The following is a 23,236-nucleotide window of genomic DNA, read 5'->3' on the forward strand; positions in this document are numbered from 1 at the left end:
TCAGTAATTCATTAAATCACCAAGGGTGCAGCTTGACAAACATTAGCTGGTTTTTTATGCCGGAATATCCTTCCTTATGTCGAAGTATGACGATATGGGGAGGTGACAATATTGAGCATGTTAGGCTTGACAGTTGTCCCTGCTGTAAAAAACAGTATGTCTGGAAAGATACATTAAAACATGACGGGGCCGTTTTAGGGTATAAACGAAAAAAGATGAAGTGCCCGGGCTGTGGAACAGAAATAGCAGCGAAATGAGAAATGGTTCGCTGGCTGAATAACGAACACGCGAAGCTCTCGCGGCCGTTAGCGTGCGCCGCTGCCAGCATTATGCCGGATCCAGTCTGAGCGGGTGGAGCGGCGGCTTCATGCTCGAATGGGACGGGTGGATCGGACTCATCGCCTGGATAAGCCTTCTACTGGCTTCGTCCCCACTATTCAGTTCAGGTGCAGATGCGGCCTGCTCCAAGCCGCAGCACTGAAATTTATGGGAGGGGCAGTTCCAATCGGGGATCGGGTGAGATAAAATAGAAGAGTGCAGCGTACACCAACCATCGCACATCGATCGCCACATCGCCAAGAGGAGTGAACAGTTATGATGCTACATAATGAGAACCAATCATTGCGATGCATGTCTTTTAACATTCGGTATGGTAGCGATAACATAGAGGATGGGGAGCAGAGATGGAGCCGCAGGGCCGATATGGTCGCCAGCATGATCCGCTTCCACCGCGCAGATACGGTCGGCATGCAGGAAGCGCTTCGTCATCAGATCGCCGATCTGGAACGAATGCTGCCTGATTTCGGCTGGGTAGGCAAGGGCAGAGACGATGGAGCCGATGGAGGGGAATTCTGCGTAGTCTTCTACCGCAAGAGCCGCCTCGAGCCCCTTGAGAACGGAACATTTTGGCTCTCCGAGACGCCGGAGGTGCCTGGCCGGCTCGGCTGGGACGCCGCCTGCCCGCGTATCGTGACTTGGGTTCGATTTGAGGATAAGCTGACGGGTACGCGGTTCATCCATTTCAATACTCATTTCGATCATGTTGGGACGGTAGCGATGGAGCAGAGCGCGCACTTGCTGTTGAACCGGATCGCGAAGCGGGAAGAACGCTGCCCTGTCATCGTTACAGGGGACTTCAACTGCACCGAATCATCCGTGCCGTACGGCATCCTAACCAGAGTCGGGGATGGCTTCGGCGCGCTGCGGGATGCCCGCTACGCGGCGCAGAACCCGCATTTCGGGCCGTCGTTCACGTTCCACGGCTTTCAGCTTCAGCGGTTGATCGAATGCCTGTACCGCGACGGCGAATGCTTCAAAGGCGATAATGGAGAGGATCTCGATTCGCCAATCGATTATATTTTCGTCACGGAACAGGTTCGCGTGCTGCAATACGGGGTTCTGGCGGATCAGCAGAACGGCCGCTTCCCTTCGGATCATATGCCGGTTGTGGCCGATATCCTGTGGAATGAGCAGTAGCTGAAGAGGGAGAGTCCACGACCGCTATCGTGCTGGAACATAAGGCAATCCCCGGCGTTTTGACGTCTGCATGGAGGGCGCAGGACGGACCGGGGGCTGCCTTTTGTTTTGAAGCAGCAGATCTCACAAATGAAGATTAGAGCTCGGCCTGAAGCCTGTTCAGAAAACGCTTCGCCGCCCGCGCGATATGCTTCTCCTCCGGATGCACCCACCCGTAATAAACCGGTCCGGTACTAGGGGATTCCAGCGGCAGCGTGATGATATGCTCTCCGTCTTCCTTGAACGAATAATCGAGTCCGATCGTCACCGCGATGCCTTCCTTGACCGCATTGTAAATCGCCTGTGTATTGTTGCTAATGAATAGAATGTCAACCTCGCCATAGGCCGCGACGAACTGATCCATGAAGTCCCGGATATGCTCGTCATCATACAGCACGAACGTCTGCTTCGCTAATTTATCGGGCGTTATCGCGCTCTCCAGACGAAGAGGGGACTGCTCATGGACGCCGACCACCATTTTGCCTTCCAAGAGCCGTTCAAAGGCAAGGCAGCGTTGTTGATGGAGCAGACTTTCCGGCAGTGCGATTAATCCAATGTCAATCTTATCATGCTTCAGCAGCTCCAATATTTCCTTCGGGCCCTTCTCCATAATCTCCACCCTTACCCCTGGATAATCCCGCTTGAAGCCGGAGATGACATGCACCAGCAGATGCATCGGTCCCGGTATGGTGGCGATTCGCAATTGTCCGCTCAAGGCGTCGCTATAGGATTGGGCTTCGGCCCTGAGCTCATGGAGCGCGACTAGCGCTTCATTCGCCTTGGCGATGAGGGCTTTGCCTTCCGGCGTCGGAACGGCTCCCAATCCGCGCGAGCGGTGGAACAGGCTCACGCCCAATTCCGATTCGAGCAAGGAGATGGACTGGCTTATCGCCGACAGCGTGACATGCGAATGCTCCGCCGCTTTTGTAAATGATCCGGTTTTGGCCACTTGGACAATGTATTCGAGTTGTTCGAGATTCATAGCTTACACCTCATATTAAGTATTGCTTAATTATATATTAGTTTATATAAATTTTAGTTAATTATAAGCGGTGTTACAATAGGGGCATAAGAGAGTGCTTGAAGTCAATGAGCTTTCTCACAATTCAGCAATTCAGTTCTGAACAACAACATAGGGAGGAATGAAGCATGACGGAGAACAGAGTAGCGGTTATCACTGGCGGAGCAAGCGGAATCGGCAAGGAAACGGCGCTGAAGTTCGCGCGGAAGGGCGATCGCGTCGTGGTCGCTGACTTCAACGAACAGGCCGGACAAGCCACGGTTGATCTTATTCGGGAGCAGGGCGGACAAGCCATCTTTGTCAAGACGGACGTATCCAAGCTCGAGGACATGGAGTCCTTGGTGGACACAGCGGTCGAGACGTTCGGCCGCATCGATGTCATGTTCAATAATGCCGGCATCGGACGGGTTACGCCGGTGCTCGACCAGAATGTGAAGGATTATCATGATGTCATCAACGTGAATCAGCACGGGGTAGCCTATGGGATTATCGCAGCCGGCCGCAAGATGAGAGAGCTGGGCATCAAGGGCGTCATCATCAATACGGCCTCGGTATTCGGCTTCCTGGCTTCGCCGGGAACGTTCGCTTACCACGCGACGAAGGGCGCGGTCATTATGATGACCAAGTCGGCGGCGCTAGAGCTAGCGGAATACGGTATTCGCGTCGTGGCGGTCGCGCCGGGCGCCGTCGACACGCCGATTATTCAGGGCTATAAGGATAGAGGCATGGTAGACACGATGAAAGCCAAAGTCATCGGCAACAAATTGACGCAGCCCGAGCAAGTGGCCGATGCGGTCTATTTGATGTCTCTGGAGGAAGCCAGCGCGATTAACGGAAGTGTCGTGATGGCGGATGAAGGGTATGCTTCCTTCAAATAATCGGAGCGCTGCCGCATAGGGACTTTGAACAAGTGGATAATGGAACATAAGCGCTGAGTCTTCGAATCCGAGAGGCTCGGCGTTTTTTCTCGGATGACGGTGATGAGGAGTGGAGGCCAATAAGAACAAGTGATAATGCGAAGAACTGGATCGTATGATTGAAATATCTGGTCATAATTGGTAACCTGTAATTAATCAACAGAATTGGTTACTAGATTTCAGTGTCACATAGAAATGGTTGAAGGGATGAGGATCATGTCGCAACAGCAATTCGCACGGCTCAAAGAGCGGCTAACAGTGCCTGTTATTGCCGCTCCTATGTTTCTCGTGTCAAGCCCGGAAATGGTTATTGCAGGCTGCAAAGCCGGTATTATCGGCTCGTTCCCTCTGCTGAACGCCCGTACGAGCGAAATTTTGGGAGAATGGATGGAGCGGATTACGCAAGAGCTGGCCGCAGCTAAGCAACAAGAGGGAGCTCAGCCCGTTGCTCCCTGGGCGGTCAATCTGATCGTGCACCGAACGAACAAGCGCTTCGAAGCAGATCTCGAGCTGATCAAGAAGTTCCAGCCGCCGATTGTGATTACATCGCTCGGGAATCCTCAAGCGGTTGTCGATATCGTGCATGAATATGGCGGGCTTGTTTTTTCCGATGTGATCAATCTGACTCATGCGAGAAAAGCGGCCGATTCGGGCATTGATGGCTTGATTCTCGTGTGCAACGGCGCCGGCGGACATGCGGGAACGCTCAACCCGGTTGCTTTTCTGAGTGCGGTACAAGAATTCTGGAATGGGATTACGATTGTCGCCGGCTGCATCTCCCGCGGGCAGGATATCGTAGCGATGGAGGTGCTAGGCGCCGATATGGTCTATATGGGAACGCGCTTTATTGCTACGGCCGAAAGCTTCGCAAGTGAGGCTTATCGAAGCATGCTCATGGCATCGAATGCGGAAGATTTGATTTATACGGATGCGCTTAGCGGCGTCCATGGCAATTATCTCGTTCCTAGTATTCGCAATGCAGGGCTTGATCCGAACCAATTGCAGAAGAAGGACATGATGGACTTCTCTTTTGCGCAAGTCAGCGAAGCCAAGGCATGGAAAGATATTTGGTCGGCCGGACAAGGCGTGGGGGCGATCAAGCAGACGGCGCCTATTGCCGAGGTCGTCGCCGAGCTGCGGGAGGAGTATCAGCAAACCTATGCTTCTCTCGTCAATGCTCGCAAGGGCTGACAAGAAGGCCTTGTGATGCTGGCAGTTTATGTAGTAGCAAGCGAAAAGGGGCGGTGAGCCCCTTTTCTGTCGTTACGGGCTTCCAAGCTCATTGGGGATATAGCTCTTGAAACTCTTCCTTAGTCATGCCGAAGTAGACTTCAATATCTTCTGTGTCGGGAGCGCTAAGCTGTACGGCGGCGCCCTTCCAATATGAAATCTGCATGTTTCCTTGCTGCCTCCTATAGTTGTCTATGTACGGATGCTGTTCACCCATATCTTTCTATTATTTTAGTGGAGATAGACTAGAATTTCCACTTGTTGCCGGTTGATGCAAGTGACTCAGCATCGGGCAGACTCACTTATGAAAAAGGAAGAAGCCCTGGCGATCAGGGCTTCCGTTCGCTGCGGCACATTATTGCAACAGCCACAGCGCAGGGACATTCGGCGGCTCCCAGCCGACCAGCGAGGTATGCGCGACCCGCGCCTCATACGTCTTGCCGTTGTACGTGACAAGCGCGCCGGCCGCATACGAAGTGTTGGGAGCCCAAGGCGTCGCGGCCGGGGCGGGCGCTGTCGTGACGTTCAACGCGCTGCTGGGCGGGGAGACATTGCCGGCTGCATCAAACGCCACAACCGTAAATGTATAGGAGGTCTCCGGCTGCAGACCGGACACGGTGTAACTCAATCCGCTCGTCGTTACCGCCAGTGCCGTTCCGTTATAAATGCGGTATCCGGCTACACCAACATTGTCTGTGGATGCGTTCCAGGTCAAGGTCACGCTCGACGAAGTGATGGCCGAAGCGGTCAAGGATGATGGCGCCGTAGGAGGCGTCGGATCGACCGGGGAACCGCCACCGAAGTCCACATCGATGACATTGTAGAACGCATTCGCCGTATCCGCGATTTCCCATACCGCCAAGATGACCTGATAGCCAGTGCGGCTTGGGACATCGCATGTATCCGAATAGGAATGTGGCGGCTGCTTGCCTTTGTAATCGACGCTGCAGAACGGGGTCAAGTCGAAGGAAGCACGAGTGAGCGGCTCATCCGGATTCCAGTTCTGCTTCGTGATGTAGTACTTCCAGCTCGTGGTCGCATGATTGGCTTCAATGGTCCAATGGAACGTCGTCGTTCCCGGCGTAATGCTGACCTTGCTCCAGCGGGTGGCCGATTGCTGATCCAGCTCCGGAAAAGCTCCATTCGCGCTTGCGATCTTGCCGTCGGCCGGACCGGCAGCAGGGAAGCCCTTGTGCGCTTCCAGGCTTTGCGGTTCGTAGATGATGAACCCGCATTTTTTGTTGACGCCCTTGGCGCACAGGTCGGCGCGGCTGCTTGGGGAATCAATGTAGCCGTGGGCAAGCGCCTTGCCGGAGAAGACGATCATGACGAACATGAGGGCGAGCGCCATGCCGCTGGATAGCAGCAATCTCCGGAATAATGGATGGGGTACACAACGATTTGCCAACTTCATTTTCCTCCTTGCGATTGGAATGGATGTGTATAAGAACTCAAGCTGAGCTTATACCGGATGAGGGCAAAGAGTCCGCCGCACAGGCGTCGAGATATACGCTTTAACTTTGTCGCACGCGGATGTATGATCGGGGAATGGCGGATTCGATAATATTTTTATTCAAGCGGTTTATGTCTTATTAATGAAAAATAAAAAAATTATGAGGGACGGCTGCTGCGCCTGGGCAGGGAACGGGCTGGAGCAAACATGGTAAAAAGACGCCAAGCCGCGCGGCTTGACGTCTTGCCGAATCCCGATGTACACGATTCCGGTCCGGATGCGGCCTGAGCCGTCCGGCGTAAGTTAGGCGCTGTTGTCCTAGTTCAGGTTCACCCACACGGTCTTTACTTCAGTATAGTTGTCGAGCGCATAGGAGCCCATCTCGCGTCCAAGGCCCGATTGCTTGTAGCCGCCGAACGGAGCGGCCGCATCGAAGACGTTGTAGCAGTTCACCCAGACCGTGCCCGCTTTCAGTTTTCTTGCCAGATAGTGGGCTTGCTTCAGATTTTGCGTCCATACTCCCGCAGCCAAGCCGTAATCGGATTGGTTGGCCTGCTCAATCAAGTCGTCGAGCGTATCGTACGGCATCGCCGCCACGACAGGCCCGAAGATCTCTTCGCGGGCGATCGTCATCTTCGGATCGACATGCGCGAATATTGTCGGTTCGACGAAGTATCCCTGTCCGCCAGGCACTTTGCCGCCGGTAACCAGCTCTGCACCGGCCGCTTTCCCCGCTTCGATATAGCGCTTCACGATGTCATGCTGCTCGGACGAGACGAGCGGGCCCATCTCCGTATCCGGATCGAGGCCGCTTCCCACCCGGATCCGCTTCGCCTCCGACGCCAGGTCGGCTACGACGTTATCATATAATTTCTTTTGCACGTAGAGCCGCGAGCCTGCCGAGCACACCTGCCCCTGATTGAAGGTGATGCCCCGCAGCGCGCCGGGCACCGCCCGGGACAGATCGGCGTCCGGGAGAATGATGTTCGGTGATTTGCCGCCGAGCTCAAGCGTTACTTTTTTGACCGTATCTGCGGCTTCGCGCATGATCGATTTCCCGACAACCGTCGAGCCGGTGAAGGCGATCTTGTCGACTTGCGGATGCTGGACGAGCGGTGCGCCCGCCGTCTCGCCGAAGCCGGGGATGACGTTGATGACGCCAGGCGGGAACCCGGCTTCCTGGGTCAACTGAGCCAGGTAGAGGGCGGACAGCGGCGTCTGCTCCGCCGGCTTCAGGACGACGGTGCAGCCGGTGGCGAGGGCGGCGCCGAGCTTCCAGGCCGCCATCAGCAGCGGGAAGTTCCACGGAATGATCTGGGCGACCACTCCGACCGCTTCATGTCTCGTATAGGTAAGGAAGTTGCCTGCCGTAGGAATGGTTTGTCCGACGATTTTTGTAGCCCAGCCGGCATAATAACGGAAATGCTCGATCGTGAGCGGAAGATCGGCTGCCTTTGTCTCCCGCAGCGGCTTGCCGTTGTCCAGCGTCTCCAGCTCAGCCAGCTCTTGCTTGTTCGCCTCGATGAGATCGGCCAGCTTATAGATGAGGCGGCTGCGATCCGCCGCGCTCATGGTGGACCATTTTCCATGATCGAATGCATGGCGCGCCGCCTTGACCGCCCGGTCCACATCCTCCTCACGCGCTTCTGACACGACCGCGAGCACTTCTCCCGTAGCCGGATTGATCGACGAAAAGACGTTGTTCTGGACGGATTCGACCCACTCTCCATTGATGAACAGCTTCTTCGTGCCTTGCAAAAAAGCTTTAACCTTCGGACTGATTTGGAACGATGACAAGCATAATCACTCCTTCGTGAGAATATTCTTTGACAATGATTGCAGGCTCTCACAAGATATGTATTCTCCAGGAGGACGAATCATGCCCGTTGTGAGCGGGAGAAAGCAGGTGTGGTCCTTTTTTTCCATATAATTGATCCTTGCGGAATCTGAGATCGTTCTCTATAATAGATGAACAACTTCATAACTGGATGAAGTATACGGGAGACAGGATCAAGCCTGGCCGAAGGGGCAAAGCTCTCAGGCGCTTGTTATCGTTCGTAACCGAATTGGATGAAGCAGGACCGTATACGGACAGGACTCTGGAGAGACTCCATCGCGGAGCACCGAAGGGGCAAGACGTGGCAAGACGCGCGTTAAAACTCTCAGGTAAAAGGACAGGGATTGCAGATGTCAGGCATCTTTATGTTGGTATTGTGATTGCATTCACATATCATTCTTTTTGCTGTTCTGCAAAAATGTCCCCCGGAGTCAAATCTATCGATTTGGCTCTTTTTTATGTCGTCAGACATTGATTTCAAGATGAAGAGGGGAATTGTAATGCATTGGTTGGAAGTATGGCTGGATCGGGTGAATCAATTTGTATGGGGGCCGCCGCTCCTGATCTTACTAGTGGGGACCGGTATCTTTTTAACGATTCGGCTCGGGCTGCTGCAGGTGCTTCGCCTGCCGCTGGCGCTCAAGCTCATATTCACGGCGAAAAACGAAGGCAAAGGGGACGTCACGAGCTTCGGCGCGCTGGCTACCGCCCTGGCGGCCACGATCGGAACGGGGAATATTGTCGGCGTCGCCACCGCGATTCAGATAGGCGGGCCGGGCGCACTGTTTTGGATGTGGCTGGCCGCATTTTTTGGCATGGCGACGAAGTATGCGGAAGGCTTGTTGGCCGTGAAATTCCGGAAAATCGACGAGAACGGGCAAGTGTCGGGCGGCCCGATGTATTATATCGAACAAGGCTTGGGTGCGAAGTTCAAACCGCTTGCGATCTATTTCGCGGTGAGCGGAGTATTGGTGGCCTTGTTAGGCATCGGCACTCTTCCGCAGGTGAATGCGATCGTATCATCCAGCCAGACCAGCCTGGGGGTTCCTGTGGCGGTAACCGCAGGAGTGGTGACCCTCGCGATAGCTCTAGTGACGATTGGCGGTCTCAAGAGCATTGCTAGGGTGACCACCAAAGTCGTGCCTGCGATGGCTATCATCTATGTCGTAGCCAGCGGCATCGTTCTGATCACTTTCGCCGACAAGATTCCGAACGCGCTGTCGCTTGTTTTCCAGAGCGCTTTCAGCGCGACGGCGGCCGGAGGCGGCTTCCTCGGCGCGACCGTCATGATGGCCATTCGGAACGGCATCGCTAGAGGGGTGTTCTCGAATGAATCCGGGCTCGGCAGCGCTCCGATCGCGGCGGCGGCGGCCAAGGTGAAATGGCCCGCGGAACAGGGTCTTGTATCGATGACCGGTACGTTCATCGATACAATTATTATTTGTACGCTGACCGGACTGACGCTGATTGTGACCGGGGCGTGGAACGGTATGGCGGAAGGTGCGGCGATGACGCAGGCGGCGTTCGATGCCGCGATGCCTTTCGGCTCTATCATTCTGACGCTATGTCTTATTTTATTTGCTTTTACGACGATTCTGGGGTGGAATTATTACGGCGAGCGCTGCATTGTCTATTTATTCGGCGTGCGGGCGATCTTGCCTTACCGCATCGTGTTCATCGCCATGGTCGCGGCTGGCGCGTTCATCAAGCTGCATGCGATCTATCTGCTGTCGGACATCGTGAACGGGCTGATGGCTCTCCCGAATTTGATCGCACTGTTGGGATTGTCCGGCGTGGTCGTGGCAGAGACCCGTCTTTATTTGCGGTATATGAATCAGTGAGGAGCGCAAGGGCAGGCAGTGCCCGGAAATAGTAAGGCTGGCCGAACTTGATGTTCGGCTAAGACTGTCGACAAAGTCCTGTCGACAGTCTTGTTTTATCAGAGAACTTTAAATTATTAACCGCATTAATATAATGAAGAAAAATTATTAGTTCTGGAGTCTCCATGGTCCCTTTGGACGAGTTTGTACCTGAGGATCAATTAAAACCAATGTAGCGTACGGTTGGTCTATTGTTTTTAGCAATGAAGATGGTTCTGCAATCACAATTACTGCTCCTCAAAAACTTAAAGACATTGCAGATGGCATGGAAGAAGTGTCGTGTTAAAGATTTCGTCAACCGTAATGCTTGGAAACGAATTGAGACCAGACTGGCTCAATTGGAATGAGTATTCCCCAAAATTTCACATGGAAAATGGGGGTGTGCCTCGGGAGGGGGGGAAGACCATTCACAACAACTCCCTGTCTCTATCAAACATGGGTAATTACCACATTATAACATCTCAATTTGCTATTGACCCGGTCACTTGCCTCAATCTTATGGGCTTTCGAAATTTAGGGTAATTTTAAATGGGAAACATATTGATAATCTCGTTATATTCCTTAATAGTGAGAATGAAACAATTGATTTGTGAATAAACATTAAAAATGGTAAAATTAACTTTGTTTGAAAAACGGCCGACATCTGTTTAAGGAAAATTATTTAAGGGGGGAGAAAGTTGGATAAAAATAAAGACATTATCTTAAAAATACTTTCTATAATATGCGTGTTAGTAGGTGCTTATTTTTTATTAAATAGCACAAGAATGGGCGATGATCAAGCAAGTAAGTTTGTAAAGAGTATGGGAGGGAGTGTAGATACTGAAAATTTGCTGGCTCATTTTAATGCGTATACAGGAACCTATCGTATATTTGGTGGTGTACTGTTAAGTATAGGATTAATTCGTCTCTTGAAAAAATAATGATAGGCTGTCCCTGTAGTTTCTGATATGCTCCCTTACGGTAGACAGGTGAAATAATAAGACATGTGTAAGGGGAGTTTTTATGGCTAATAAAAAATATGATGCGTCCTTGGCGAAATTGGTGTTAAGGCTGCAGCCAAGAAATACGGTAGCAGCAAAACGACTTTGGCGAAATGGTGTCCTCGTTACAGGGTGTATGGTTATGAGGGGTTAGAAAAACGAAACCATAATCGAAGTTATAGTGCTGAGCTTAAGCTTAAAGCGATGAAGGAATACATAGAGTGAGAGTTATCTCAATATGCAGAGCAGACGTATGTCATGATGCCATTTATGTGAAAGTCGAGCGAACCTTCGATACCGTCATTTACATTAACGATCCAATGGAATCTTTCTGGGGAACTCAAATTTTGTGAGAAGTATTATTTACACACCTACCATACCTTTGAGGAGCTCGAGAGGGATATTCAGGCCTTACGAACGTTTACAAACAAAACTAAACGGCTTCAGTCCGATGGAATTCAGGACCAAAGCCGCTTAATTAATGATTATTTTTTGTACTGTCTACTTGACGGGGGGAAGTTCATTCAAGGGACATCTTTAATAAATTACAACGGAAAAACAAACACCTGTTGGTTTCTGAGCCCACCCGTAACCTTCATAAGAGTCAGAGAATATGCCTTTTTTGTATATATCATACTGCCAGACATAAACTACCGGAAACGCTTTAACACTTGCCCTTTTTCCGAATGGTACCTCTACGTTTTGTGAATCTGAAACTGCATAAGAATGAGTTACATTGAAACTAACTGATGCGTTTATGATCTCGGCAGATACGGAAACGGCTCCCCCATACGAGGCTTGTACGCTTTGAGACACACTCATTGTTCCACCTGGATAATCATAGTAGGAATGTTTAAGTAGTTCTGAATCGCATGCCTCTCTGGGACCTTCAAGGTTTTTTATATAAAGATCCCCTATCCAAAGAGGTTGATTTGTTGGTGTGGATTTATCAGCAATCTCGGTGACAGGGCTAATATGAAGAATTTCCGCATCTGGTGAGGGGAGAGTGATTCCAAATTTCTTTGAGTATTCTTCGACATCACTAACTTTAGTTATTTTCTTTACAATTTTACCACTTTCATCTTTTTGATAACTAACTTCGCCTCTGATGTCTTCGCATGCAACAGTTGATTTTGGAGATGCAGAGTGAATTTTTGCATTAGCAGAAACTGAAGTAGAAAAAACTAATAACAGTGAAAAAAACGCGACCAAACCGGTGATAGACTTCTTTTTCAACAACCACATTACCTCCTTCTAATTACGAATTTATGCACAAATTATATGTGCACGTATGTACTATTCTGCGAATATATTATATTTCCTTCCATAAATATAAATATTTTAAAATCACTTTTGGAACCAGTGCTGCCGGTTCTGTTTTGCCGCCTCTGTAAAAAAGACAAGGAGCTGTCAGGATGATCGGATATTATAAGTTGGAATCTGGAGCACTGCCGAGCGGATATTGGTTTATGTCTCGTTAGGGATATGGGGTGGTATCATGACTCGGGTTTAAATACGCACCTCAACTAAGTTATTTATGTTGAAATCAAGAAGATTTGAAAAATAATAGGTTGCAGTTTTATATTCAGGATGATATCTGCTGTAGGGATGGAGCCTAATCTAGTGGATTGTATTAACTAAAAAGGTTGGGTGAGGTAATATCTCTAAATTCTTGTCATTCGACAACAGGTAAGAATTATGTACGCCGTTTTCGGGATACGGGATTGTTTGAAGGAATCTTTCATCGCATCCCCGAAGAAGCTGCTTGCCATGGTTTCCTTGAACCTGACTTACTCTTTATTGACGCGACACATGTGAAGGTCAAGTCCAAAATTGTGTGTAAATTTCCCTCAATTAAAACTCGCTCCTCAATTAATCGCACAATTTTGGATTGGGTTTTTACGTTTGTTTTTCTCCACACCAAATAATCCGTCATATCCAGATACTTTCGGCCATTGCTCCACTTTTCATCTATCTCCATTAGCAAGGATCCAAGTAATCGGTATGCTTGGAAAGATACGAAGAACACGCTCACGACGCCGTACTGCCTCGTTTACACGCTATTGGCTGTTCGTCGTACGCAGACGCTTGCGGTACTTCTCTGGAATCGACATTACCGCCGTAGCATCGTCGAAACCTTGCTCCAATATACGCATGGCTCGTTCTGCTTTCTCACTGCAGGTCTCTAACGTTTTATCCAGCAATAGCCGAGCTTTCTCCAAGTCTGGAGCATCTAAAATGCCTACGCAGCTTTGGTTGATCTGCCGAACGAAGTGGCGGGCGCAATGAAATTTTTTGCTTTCCTCCCGACTTCATATAGAATGTAGGTATATAGATATACGCATAGCTAGAAATCGTACTAATGGAGGATATCCCGGTGAATCCGATTTATGAATTCGTGGAAACGGACGAGGCATTGCCATTCGATGTATCGCTGCACAGCGTGAACTACGTGCCTAATCACTGGCATAACAGCATGGAAGTCATCTTCGTGCTTCGGGGTACGTTGGAAGCAACGGTGAATCAGCGGAAATATGCCTTGTCCGAAGGGGACGTGTTGCTGATCAATCAAGGCCATGTTCACGAAGTCATTGGGCTGGACGTCAATATCATTGCGACGTTTCTTATCCCGTCCAAATATATGAAGAATAACGTGAACGGCGTCGAAGCCATCAATTTCGCATGTTATTCGGGGGAGGCCGGCAAGGAGGAGAAGCTGGCGTTGGACCGCATCCGCCAATGCTTGGCGGAGATGGTGCAGTTGAAGCACAAGAAGGGGGAGGGCTACGAGCTCGACATGCAGGCACGCATGCTGAGCGTCCTTTCGATCCTCCTGAAGCAATTCAAGCGGCCCGCGATCGAAGGCGTAATGAATGAGAAGTATATGGATCGGATGCTGCGCATCATTACCTTTATCGACGAGCATTATCAGGAGTCGATCACGCTGCAGGCGATCGCCGAGCGGGAATATTTGTCCGTGCCGTATTTGTCCAAATTTTTCAGCGAGAACATCGGCCTGAACTTCCAGGCTTATCTGACCAGCATCCGCTTGAAAAACACCGTTGAGGATCTATTGCGGCATGCCGACGCGCCGATTGCAGACCTGGCCATGAACCACGGGTTTCCGAATGCCAAGTCTTTGTACGCCGCCTTCAAAGCAAAGTATCATATGACGCCCAACGAGTATCGCAAGCAATACCGGCCGCCGACGGATCACAAGGAAAAGCCTTCGGACAACTATTTGGCGTTCAATCAGACCAGCGCTCTGGGCATTATCAACCAGTATTTGCAGCGAAGCCAATCCGTTGGCATGGCGGCTGATATCCGCGAGGTGGAAGAGGCCGCCTATGAAGTGGACCTGTCCGTCCCGGGCGAGCCGATTCGGCATACGTGGAAGCAGTTGATCACGATCGGCAAAGCGAAGGAAGGCTTGCATGCCGATGTTCAGGAGCAGCTGCGTCATGTTCAGCGGATATGCCCCTTCCGCTATTTGCGGTTCCACGGCATCTTCGACGATGAAATGATGATATATGACGAAGACGAGGCGGGACAGCCCCGGTTTAATTTCCGGTTCGTGGACCAGTTGTTCGATTTCCTGCTCTCCGTCGGCCTGAAGCCGTTCGTGGAGCTGGGCTTCATGCCCTCCTTGCTGGCGGACGATCCGGGCAAGAAGGTGTTCTACAAGGCAAGCTTCGTCAGCAAGCCGAAATCGATCGATCGGTGGTGCCTGCTCGTGGAACGGTTCCTTCGCCACTGCCTGAACCGTTACGGCGCGGAGGAAGTGGAGACATGGAAGTTCGAATTCTGGAATGAGCCGGAGCTGAAGACGTTCTGGCCGGGAACGTTGACGGAATATATGGAGCTGTATCTGCGGACCTATCAGACATTGAAGGGCGTATCGGAGCGGCTGCGCATCGGCGCGCCCGGCCGCATCATTACCATTCGTTCGCATCAGCTGAATGATGAATTCTATGCGTTCTGCCGCCGCAATCAGTGCTTACCGGACTTCATTCCGCTGCATTTCTATCCGCATGAAAATATTGAGGGCATGCTATATTCAGAGCCGGCGAATCCGCTGCCGCTGCAGCCGTACCGTCGAATTTTGGAGGAGTTCATCGGAATTTCCCCGAATCCGGATTTTTTGCGGGATATGCTGGCGCATGAGATGGAGCTGCTTGCCGAACAAGGGTTGTCCGACAAGGAATTGGTTCTCACGGAATGGAATTCGACCGCGTATCATCGGGAATTGACGAATGACACTGTGTACAAGGCGGCTTATCTCGCCAAAAACATTATCGATAATCTGGACCGCATCAGCGGCTTCGGCTACTGGGTGCTGAGCGACAATATCGAGGAGACCGCCGCTTCGGCCCATCTGTATCACGGAGGGCTGGGACTGATCGCCCAGCACGGCATTCCGAAGGCCGCGTTCGTTGCGTACGAGCTGCTTGCCAAGCTCGGAGATCGCCTCCTTGCCCGCGGGGATCGCTACATCGCGACCGCCGGCCGCGGAGGGTATCAGATCCTGACCTTCAATTACTGTCATTTCGACGACCTGTATGCGATGGGGGATACATCCTTCATCAATTGCACGAACCGGTATAACGGGTTCAAGAATGAAAAAACGGTAAAAATGCAGGTCGAGCTAAAAGGAATCCGCCCCGGCGCCTACCGGGTGGTCACCTATACGATCGGCCGCAAGCACGGGAGCAGCTATGACCGCTGGGTGGAGATGGGAGCGCCCGAGCCGCTGTCTGCCGAGGAGATCGCTTACCTGAAGGCGAATTCCGGCCCCCGGATGCATGTCCAGTATGTCGATCTGGAAGAAGGCCGCAGGACCTATGTATCGGTGCTGGAGCCTCACGGGGTGCAGCTGATGGAGCTGATCCCGGTGTATTGACGATTGGGTCACTTTTTAATCTCGGATCATGCTGTCATGTAAGCGTTTGTAAAAAAGACGTTAAAAATAACTACAGAAGACTATAAATAGCCGCCTGTCTCGGAACAGGGGCTTTTTTTTATAATATATTTGCAAACGTTTTCAATTCTCTCTTAGGAGGAACTTACGATGGCTGAACCAATGATAAAAGGGCAAGTCCGAACTCCGCTGGGCCGGTTGACGTTCGGCATCATCTTCGGTTATGGCTGCATGATGCTCGGACTGATGACTCCGGCCATACTGCTGCTCACCTTCAAAATGATTGAGGTCGATCCGAATGGCTACACCGCTTCGTACGGCTTAGTCGCCGGCGCCGGCGCATTTTTCGCCCTGATCGGCAACCCGCTTGGGGGCGCGATCAGCGACCGGACGAACATCTCTTTCGGGCGAAGACGGACATGGATATTCCTCGGCCCGCTGGTTGGATGCGCTGCGCTGATGTGGGTGGGGATGGCCACGGAAATATGGCAAATCCTGATCGGCTGGGCGATTGCGCAGCTATTCTTCAACTTCGGCATGGCGGCTTATACGGCGCTTATCCCGGATCAGGTCATGGAGGAGAGACAGGGAACGATATCCGGTATGGTCGGGCTCGTCTTGCCGGCGGCCGTGTGCATCGGCATGGTGCTGATGATGCTGATGAACTCCGCCTCCTCGGACATGAAATGGCTGGTGATTGCGATCATCGGTATCACGGGTCCGATTGTCAGTTTATTTGTGATTCGCGACGGCAAGGTAGAGATCGTGAAGACCGGGCATCAGAAGCTGTCGCTCGGCGAGAAAATCAGCAAAATCTATCCGAGCCCGAGAAAGTTCCCGGAATTCACCTGGGCTCTCGTCTCGAAGTTCCTGCTGATGATGGGATATTGCAGCACGCTATACTTGACGGTCATGCTGGTGAACCGGATGGGCTATACAGAGAGTCAAGCGACGAACAGCGTCGGCACCCTTAACATTGTTTGCTTGCTTGCGTCGGCGGTAACGAGTATTTTAGGCGGCATCCTGTCCGACAAATTCAAGAAGCAGAAGCCATTCTTATATGGTTCGGCGTTCATTATGGTGCTGGGCATCTTGCTATTTGGCTTTGTGCCTCAGTACACGGCATATATTGTGGCATCGGCCATCATCGGCTTGGGCTTCGGCTGCTTCAGCGCCGTCGATATGGCATTGGTGGCCCGGATTCTTCCGCGCAAGGAGGATGCCGCCAAAGACTTCGGCCTGATGAACGTCGCCAATGCGCTGCCTCAATCGATCGTGCCGGCGATCGCTCCGCTGCTGCTCGGCATCGGCGGCTGGACGTTCTTCTATATCGTGTTGGCGCTCTGCGTCGTGCTGGGCATGGTGGCCGTCAAGCCTTTGCCGGAAATCGGACAGACGAACAAAGACATTTCATTACCGCGTACGGGAGGATTATCGCATGAGTAGGCAAGTGAAAGACATCATAAAGGAAATGACACTGGAAGAAAAAGCAAGTCTGTGCTCGGGACTGAATATGTGGCAGACGAAGGCGGTTGAGCGGGTGGGCATCCCCTCCATCGTCGTGACCGACGGCCCGCACGGGCTTCGCAAGCAAGCAAATCCGGCCGATATGTCGAGCAAGACCGTTCCGGCGACATGCTTTCCGAGCGGCGCCGGTCTCGCGTCCTCATGGGATCGGGAGCTTATCGAGGAAGTGGGGGCTGCCCTCGGGGAAGAATGCCAGGCGGAGGATGTTCAGATTCTGCTTGGCCCCGCGGTGAACATTAAGCGTTCTCCGCTGTGCGGCCGCAATTTCGAATATTTCTCGGAGGATCCGTATCTGTCTTCGGAAATAGGCGCCCATCATGTCCGGGGAGTGCAAGGGCAGGGTATCGGCACTTCGGTCAAGCACTTCGCGGTCAACAATCAGGAAACGCTGCGCAATTCCATCAATGCGGTCGTCGACGAGCGGTCATTGCATGAAATCTACTTGCGCAGCTTCGAAGGCCCGATCATGGACGGGAAGGCGTGGACCGTCATGTGCGCCTACAACCAGGTCAACGGCGAATTCTGCTCCGAGAACTCGCAGCTGCTGACGGACGTGCTGAAGGAGACCTGGAAGCATGAAGGCTTCGTCATGACCGACTGGGGCGCGATTAACGAACGGGTGAAGGGCTTGGAGGCAGGGCTGGAGCTGGAAATGCCTTATGCCGGACCGGATCACGACCAACTGATCGTGGATGCGGTGCGATCGGGCGAGCTGGATGAAGCGGTCCTGGATCAGACGGTGGAGCGCCTGCTAACTGTTATTTTCCAAGCCTATGACAATAAGAAAGCGGGCTTCACCTACGACAAGGAAGCGCATCATGCCTTGGCGCGGCGGGCGGCGGCGGAATGCATGGTCTTGCTTAAAAACGACGGCGGCCTCCTTCCGCTGGATAAAAGGCAATCCGTCGCGGTGATCGGCGCCTTCGCGGCGCAGCCCCGCTACCAGGGCGGCGGCAGCTCGCATATTGTGCCGACGCGGATGGACACCGCGCTCGAGTTCATGTCCTCGATGGCGGAAGGGGAGGTCAACTTCGCTCCAGGCTATCGGCTCGAGGAGGACGCGATCGATGAAGCTCTCATCGCGGAAGCGGCAGAACTGGCCGCGAGCAAGGATATCGCCGTGATTTTTGCCGGTCTGCCGGATGCCTTTGAGTCGGAGGGACTGGACCGAACCCATCTCGACATGCCGGCGTCGCATTGCGCCTTAATCGAGCGCGTAGCGGCCGTGCAGCCGAATACGGTGGTCGTCCTGTCCAACGGATCGCCGGTGGCGATGCCATGGCTGCCCAAGGTGAAGGCGGTGCTCGAGGGCTACTTGGGCGGGCAAGCGGCAGGCAGCGCGGCGGCGGACGTGCTCTACGGCGATGTCAATCCGAGCGGCAAGCTGGCGGAAACGTTCCCTGTCTCGCTAGAGCAAACGCCATCCTATCTGAACTTCCCGGGCGGGAAAAAAGAAGTCTTTTACGGGGAAGGGATATTTGTCGGTTACCGCTACTATGAGACGAAGAAAGAAACGCCGCTGTTCCCGTTCGGGCACGGTCTCAGCTATACGACGTTCGCTTATGAACAAATTCAATTCGACAAGTCAAGCATGAAGGATACGGACACGGCGACCGTAACCGTTACGGTGCGCAATACGGGCAGCCGCGCAGGGAAGGAAGTCGTGCAGCTCTATGTGAAGCACGCCGGCAGCAGCGTGGTTAGACCGGTGAAGGAGCTGAAGGGATTTGCCAAGATCAGCCTGGATCCCGGTGAAGCGGCAGCGGTCAGCTTCACTCTGGACAAACGCTCCTTTGCCTATTTTAATACCGATATTCACGACTGGTTCGCCGAGAGCGGAACCTATGAGATTCTGGTCGGCCCTTCCTCGGCGGATACGCCGCTGACGGTAGCGATAGACGTTCATTCGACGGCGATTCCGTTCACGAAGGTGACCCGCACGACGCGCTTCCATGAGCTGCTGGCGCTTCCGGCCACGGCCCAGCTCGCCGAGCAAGCGATGAACGACAGCCTCGAGAGCGTGAAGCGAATGGGGGCGATGTTCGCGGAGAGCATGGATGACAGCGGCCTGGCGCAGCTGTTCGAAGCCGTCGTGGAGTGGAAAAAATATGACGGGCTTCGCTCCTTGTCGGGCATGATGGGCAGCGGCATGACAGAAGCCGAGCTGGAGAAGCTGATTGAGCGGCTGAATGAAGTCTTGGGATTGAAGTAAAGAGAATGGATAGTGGAGGGATTGGAGACGTGACACAGAAAAAGAGAACGGTCGAACGGCAAGAAGAAACCATTGCATATGTACACAATAAGCAAGGGCCGACGCTCGGATATTCCAAGGCGTCCGGCGTCTCGATATTGGAGCAGGACGGATTCTATTTCAAGGATTTGAATCGGAATGGAAGCCTGGATAAATACGAAGATTGGCGGCTGCCCGCGGAGGAGCGGGCGAAGGACCTCGCTTGCAAGATGTCGATTGAGCAAATCGCGGGCTTGATGCTGTACAGCCGGCATCAAGCCATTCCGGCGGCAAGCCGCGGCTGGTTCGCGAGCACCTATGACGGCAAACCGTATGAAGAGAGCGGCGCGAATCCGTGGGATCTGACGGATGAGCAGATCAAGTTCCTGACGGAGGATCATGTGCGGCATATTCTGGTCACCTCGGTGGAGAGCCCCGAGACGGCGGCCCGATGGAGCAATGCGGTGCAGGCCTTCGCGGAAGGCACGGGCTTGGGCATTCCGGCCAACAACAGCTCTGACCCGCGGCACAGCTCCGATTCCAGCTCCGAATTCAATGCCGGGGCGGGGGGCGCCATCTCGATGTGGCCCGAGCCGCTTGGCTTGGCGGCCACCTTCGACCCGGAACTCGTGCGCCGGTTCGGCGAGATCGCGGCCAAGGAATACCGGGCGCTTGGTATCGCCACGGCCTTGTCGCCGCAGATCGATATCGCCACCGACCCGCGCTGGTTCCGGTTCAACGGCACCTTCGGCGAAGACTCGCGTCTGGCGACGGATATGGGGCGCGCCTATATCGACGGCTTCCAGACCTCGGCGGACGACGCCGAGATTGCCGACGGTTGGGGGTATGACAGCGTCAATGCGATGGTGAAGCATTGGCCGGGAGGCGGCTCGGGCGAAGGCGGACGGGATGCGCATTATGCGTGCGGGAAATACGCGGTCTACCCGGGGAACAACTTCGAGGAGCATCTGAAGCCGTTCACGGAAGGCGCGTTCCGGCTTGACGGACCTACGAAGATGGCCTCCGCGGTCATGCCGTACTACACGATATCCACCGATCAGGATACCGTGAACGGGGAGAATGTCGGCAATTCGTATAACGCCTATCTCATCCGCGATCTGCTGCGGGGGCAATACGGCTATGATGGCGTCGTCTGCACGGATTGGCTGATTACCGCCGATGAATCGGGGTGCAAGGACAGCTTCCTGTCGGGCAAGCCATGGGGTGTCGAAGAGTTGTCCGTCGCCGAGCGGCATTATAAGCTGATGATGGCCGGCGTCGATCAATTCGGCGGCAACAACGAAGTCCAACCCGTGCTGGAAGCATACCGAATGGGCGTGGCTGAGCATGGCGAGACGGCTATGCGGAAGCGGTTCGAGCAGTCTGCGGTGCGGCTGCTGGCCAATATGTTCCGTCTCGGTCTCTTCGAGAACCCGTATCTGGACGTCGAGGCGAGCGCGCGGGTTGTCGGGAACCCCAGCTACATGCAGGCCGGTTATGAAGCGCAGCTCAAGTCGATCGTGATGCTCAAGAACAAGAGCGCTATCTTACCGCTCAAGCCTGGCAGCACGATCTATATTCCGCAGCGGTACACGCCGTCAGGGAAGGACTGGTTCGGCAATCCGACGCCGGAGACGCTCGAATATCCACTTAATCTGGAGATTGCCGCAAAATATTTCAAGGTGACGGATAACCCGGATGAGGCTGACTTCGCGCTCGTCTGCATGCGCAGTCCGAAGTCGGGGACGGGATTTAGTCAGGAAGAGGCGGACAATGGCGGGAACGGGTATGTGCCGATCAGCTTGCAGTATAAATCTTATACGGCAGCGCAGGCGCGCAAGCAGAGCCTTGCCGGGGATGCCCGGGAAGGAGATGCGCAGAACCGTTCCTACTACGGCAAAACGGTGACGACGCATAACGAAGCTGATCTGGACGCCCTGCTGGACACGGCGGAGCGGATGAAAGGCAAGCCGGTCATCGTCTCCCTCTTGCTGTCCACCCCGGCAATCGTCGCTGAATTCGAGACTGCGGCAGACGGAATCCTCGCTCACTTCGGCGTCCAAGATCAGGCCATCCTCGATGTGCTGACCGGCGCCGCCGAGCCATCCGGTCTCTTGCCGATGCAAATGCCCGCCAGTATGGAGACCGTGGAAGCGCAACTGGAGGATGCGGCTCATGATATGGAGTGTCATGCCGATTCGGAGAACCATCGGTATGATTTCGGGTTCGGGCTCAATTGGAGCGGCGTTATTCAGGACAGCCGGACAGAGAAATACAAAAAAGATCGCAGTGAATGATCTGACAAGCAACGAGTGAGGGGAGAAGTCCGTGCTACGCGAAGTGGCCCGGCCTTTCTACATTCGGTTCCAGATGTGGACAGAACATACAAAAAAAGGTATTGTCAAAACAAACGGAACTGGAACGGCGGCAAGCCAAGCGAGACGCATTTCGATTCGCCGGAAGCGATTGCCGCATATAAGAAATGGATTGGACCCATCTGGGATAAGCAGGTCTCTCCATCTCCAGCCTGGTCCAAGTCCGTGGCAGGACAATTCGGCGATCCGTTCCTGTCCGGCAAAATCGGCATGTCGGTAGGCGGCTCCTGGAGTTTGGCGAGTCAGGACCAATTCAACTTCAAGGTGGGTGTCGCTGCCGTTCCGTTCGGCGGCAATGAGAAGGAACGAAGCGTACTGTATATTCACCCGCTATTCGTACTGAAAGACTCCAAGCATCCGAAGGTAGCCTATGAATTCATTAAATTTATGATCTCCAAGGACGTGCAGGAAAAATCGATCGAATTGAGCGGCGGTACGCCTCCGATCAATGAGCAGGCGAAAGAAAAATATTACAATAGCTTCGAAGGCGTAGATCCGCAAGTTATTAAAAACGAATATGACGGAGCCAACAAATACGGCGTGGAATCGTTCAACCATTTGGTCGCGAACTACTCGCAAATCAATGAATTGTTCATTAATGAGTTCGCCGCCGCCCAGAACAATACCAAGAGCGTTGAAGAAGTGATAGAAGGACGGCATCGATAGCGATGCTGTCCTTTTGCATTTTGGCGATCCGTTACCAGTCTACCTGTCTGCCGTGCGCCATTTCCCATTCTTCCCAGGGCACAACGCCTAATTCTGGCTGCGGCTTATCGGGCAGCATGGAGAGGAATTCCAGAGAATGCCCGTCGGGGTCGGCAAAGTAGATGGATACGGCTGGCATCCATGCGAAAACAAAGGGGCGTTCCGTGCCATCATTCAAGAAGTTCCGCACAGGAAGTCCACGTTCTTGTAAAAACGGAACAGCATGCTTCATATAATCGATCGTCGTATGAAAGGCAAAGTGCTGCCGAATGACTTGAGCCGGTTCTTTTTCCCATATGCCGAGGGCAGAACATCATGGCTGAGTAGAAGTAATATTATCACATTAGCTCCAGCACGCTGCACAGCTCGACCAGCCGGTGCACCCCCTGGAACTGCTGGCGATTGCGCTCGTGGATGATGAGGAGGGCATTCTCCGTCACTTTTGTAACCTGCTCGATGCTGTGGTTGTCCAATGCCTGTACAATATCCTTCATGCTCTTCAAAAAGTAGACGGTGCTTCGCAGCGTGCGAATCAGCAAGATTTTGCGGATATGCGTTGGCGTGAACAGGCGGTAGCCGTTTTCCGGATGCTCCATGACAGGGCTTGAATGTTCCTTTTCTATAGCCTCCAATAGGACCTTAAATAGA

16 protein-coding genes, 2 pseudogenes and 1 riboswitch are annotated in these 23,236 nt (G+C 53.0%); of the genes and pseudogenes, 11 read left to right on the forward strand and 7 right to left on the reverse strand.

From position 1 onward, the window contains the following. Nucleotides 1-594: 594 nt before the first annotated feature. On the forward strand, nt 595-1,476 hold the full coding sequence (locus DQX05_RS17185) for an endonuclease/exonuclease/phosphatase family protein (protein WP_119794767.1): 882 nt from the start codon (nt 595-597) through the stop codon (nt 1,474-1,476). A gap of 136 nt (nt 1,477-1,612) precedes the next feature. Here the strand turns inward: DQX05_RS17185 and DQX05_RS17190 are convergent, their stop codons facing one another. Next, the gene (locus DQX05_RS17190; RefSeq protein WP_119794768.1) at nt 1,613-2,497 is read right to left on the reverse strand and encodes a LysR family transcriptional regulator; all 885 of its coding nucleotides are present in this window, start codon (nt 2,495-2,497) and stop codon (nt 1,613-1,615) included. Between the two features lie 167 nt (nt 2,498-2,664). On the opposite strand from DQX05_RS17190, the gene DQX05_RS17195 reads away from it, so the two are divergent. Then, the gene (locus tag DQX05_RS17195) at nt 2,665-3,414 is read left to right on the forward strand and encodes an SDR family NAD(P)-dependent oxidoreductase (RefSeq protein ID WP_119794769.1); all 750 of its coding nucleotides are present in this window, start codon (nt 2,665-2,667) and stop codon (nt 3,412-3,414) included. 255 nt (nt 3,415-3,669) lie between these two features. Further along, nucleotides 3,670-4,644 carry an NAD(P)H-dependent flavin oxidoreductase gene (locus DQX05_RS17200; protein ID WP_119794770.1) on the forward strand — a complete coding sequence of 325 codons (975 nt, stop codon included), beginning with the start codon at nt 3,670-3,672 and terminating at the stop codon, nt 4,642-4,644. A 394-nt stretch (nt 4,645-5,038) separates the two neighbouring features. Here DQX05_RS17200 and DQX05_RS17205 read toward each other — a convergent pair whose 3' ends face one another. Beyond that, nucleotides 5,039-6,034, reverse strand: a complete 996-nt coding sequence (locus tag DQX05_RS17205) for a lytic polysaccharide monooxygenase (RefSeq protein ID WP_259392087.1) — start codon at nt 6,032-6,034, stop codon at nt 5,039-5,041. A gap of 420 nt (nt 6,035-6,454) precedes the next feature. Further along, complete coding sequence (locus DQX05_RS17210) at nt 6,455-7,933, reverse strand: aldehyde dehydrogenase family protein (protein ID WP_119794772.1); 1,479 nt, start codon at nt 7,931-7,933, stop codon at nt 6,455-6,457. Between the two features lie 292 nt (nt 7,934-8,225). After that, nucleotides 8,226-8,324, forward strand: a riboswitch (glycine riboswitch). 149 nt (nt 8,325-8,473) lie between these two features. Here DQX05_RS17210 and DQX05_RS17215 point away from each other — a divergent pair. The 3 genes from DQX05_RS17215 (at nt 8,474) to DQX05_RS33220 (ending at nt 11,058) form a co-directional block, all read left to right on the forward strand. Further along, a complete protein-coding gene (locus DQX05_RS17215; RefSeq protein ID WP_119794773.1) occupies nt 8,474-9,814 on the forward strand; it encodes an alanine/glycine:cation symporter family protein in 1,341 nt (446 codons plus the stop codon). A 716-nt stretch (nt 9,815-10,530) separates the two neighbouring features. Then, a complete protein-coding gene (locus DQX05_RS17220) occupies nt 10,531-10,773 on the forward strand; it encodes a hypothetical protein (RefSeq protein WP_040731680.1) in 243 nt (80 codons plus the stop codon). Nucleotides 10,774-10,890: 117 nt separating this feature from the next. Beyond that, nucleotides 10,891-11,058, forward strand: a complete 168-nt coding sequence (locus DQX05_RS33220) for a helix-turn-helix domain-containing protein (RefSeq protein WP_119794774.1) — start codon at nt 10,891-10,893, stop codon at nt 11,056-11,058. A 312-nt stretch (nt 11,059-11,370) separates the two neighbouring features. Here DQX05_RS33220 and DQX05_RS17230 read toward each other — a convergent pair whose 3' ends face one another. Together DQX05_RS17230 and DQX05_RS32220 are read right to left on the reverse strand one after the other, a co-directional pair. Next, nucleotides 11,371-12,072 carry a restriction endonuclease gene (locus DQX05_RS17230; protein WP_119794775.1) on the reverse strand — a complete coding sequence of 234 codons (702 nt, stop codon included), beginning with the start codon at nt 12,070-12,072 and terminating at the stop codon, nt 11,371-11,373. Between the two features lie 670 nt (nt 12,073-12,742). Then, nucleotides 12,743-13,118 (reverse strand): annotated as a pseudogene (locus tag DQX05_RS32220) (transposase); the annotation flags it as partial. A gap of 92 nt (nt 13,119-13,210) precedes the next feature. Between DQX05_RS32220 and DQX05_RS17245 the strand changes: the two are divergent. The 5 genes from DQX05_RS17245 to DQX05_RS17265 all read left to right on the forward strand — a co-directional run bounded on the left by DQX05_RS17245 (nt 13,211) and on the right by DQX05_RS17265 (nt 22,549). After that, entirely contained in the window at nt 13,211-15,733 is a 2,523-nt protein-coding gene (locus tag DQX05_RS17245) for a GH39 family glycosyl hydrolase (RefSeq protein ID WP_259392075.1), read from the forward strand. Nucleotides 15,734-15,901: 168 nt separating this feature from the next. After that, entirely contained in the window at nt 15,902-17,197 is a 1,296-nt protein-coding gene (locus tag DQX05_RS17250; protein ID WP_119794778.1) for an MFS transporter, read from the forward strand. After that, nucleotides 17,190-19,490, forward strand: a complete 2,301-nt coding sequence (locus DQX05_RS17255) for a beta-glucosidase family protein (RefSeq protein ID WP_119794779.1) — start codon at nt 17,190-17,192, stop codon at nt 19,488-19,490. The genes DQX05_RS17250 and DQX05_RS17255 overlap by 8 nt, the downstream gene beginning before the upstream one ends. A gap of 5 nt (nt 19,491-19,495) precedes the next feature. Further along, nucleotides 19,496-21,805: a glycoside hydrolase family 3 protein gene (locus DQX05_RS17260; protein WP_119794780.1), complete on the forward strand. Its 2,310-nt coding sequence runs from the start codon at nt 19,496-19,498 to the stop codon at nt 21,803-21,805. Nucleotides 21,806-21,880: 75 nt separating this feature from the next. Then, nucleotides 21,881-22,549 carry an extracellular solute-binding protein gene (locus DQX05_RS17265; RefSeq protein WP_259392076.1) on the forward strand — a complete coding sequence of 223 codons (669 nt, stop codon included), beginning with the start codon at nt 21,881-21,883 and terminating at the stop codon, nt 22,547-22,549. A 31-nt stretch (nt 22,550-22,580) separates the two neighbouring features. Here the strand turns inward: DQX05_RS17265 and DQX05_RS17270 are convergent, their stop codons facing one another. Further along, nucleotides 22,581-22,820 carry a VOC family protein gene (locus tag DQX05_RS17270; RefSeq protein ID WP_182914800.1) on the reverse strand — a complete coding sequence of 80 codons (240 nt, stop codon included), beginning with the start codon at nt 22,818-22,820 and terminating at the stop codon, nt 22,581-22,583. 106 nt (nt 22,821-22,926) lie between these two features. Beyond that, nucleotides 22,927-23,208: pseudogene (locus DQX05_RS17275) on the reverse strand (MerR family transcriptional regulator); the annotation flags it as partial. Nucleotides 23,209-23,236: the final 28 nt, after the last annotated feature.

This window comes from Paenibacillus thiaminolyticus, assembly GCF_003591545.1.
Classification (GTDB): Bacteria; Bacillota; Bacilli; order Paenibacillales; family Paenibacillaceae; genus Paenibacillus_B; species Paenibacillus_B thiaminolyticus_A.

Bases quoted from the DNA above. Each gene is read 5' to 3' on its own strand.
- DQX05_RS17185 (WP_119794767.1), top strand. From the start codon at position 595: ATGATGCTACATAATGAGAACCAATCATTGCGATGCATGTCTTTTAAC.
- DQX05_RS17190 (WP_119794768.1), bottom strand. From the start codon at position 2,497: ATGAATCTCGAACAACTCGAATACATTGTCCAAGTGGCCAAAACCGGA.
- DQX05_RS17195 (WP_119794769.1), top strand. From the start codon at position 2,665: ATGACGGAGAACAGAGTAGCGGTTATCACTGGCGGAGCAAGCGGAATC.
- DQX05_RS17200 (WP_119794770.1), top strand. From the start codon at position 3,670: ATGTCGCAACAGCAATTCGCACGGCTCAAAGAGCGGCTAACAGTGCCT.
- DQX05_RS17205 (WP_259392087.1), bottom strand. From the start codon at position 6,034: ATGGCGCTCGCCCTCATGTTCGTCATGATCGTCTTCTCCGGCAAGGCG.
- DQX05_RS17215 (WP_119794773.1), top strand. From the start codon at position 8,474: ATGCATTGGTTGGAAGTATGGCTGGATCGGGTGAATCAATTTGTATGG.
- DQX05_RS17250 (WP_119794778.1), top strand. From the start codon at position 15,902: ATGGCTGAACCAATGATAAAAGGGCAAGTCCGAACTCCGCTGGGCCGG.
- DQX05_RS17255 (WP_119794779.1), top strand. From the start codon at position 17,190: ATGAGTAGGCAAGTGAAAGACATCATAAAGGAAATGACACTGGAAGAA.
- DQX05_RS17260 (WP_119794780.1), top strand. From the start codon at position 19,496: ATGGATAGTGGAGGGATTGGAGACGTGACACAGAAAAAGAGAACGGTC.
- DQX05_RS17270 (WP_182914800.1), bottom strand. From the start codon at position 22,820: ATGAAGCATGCTGTTCCGTTTTTACAAGAACGTGGACTTCCTGTGCGG.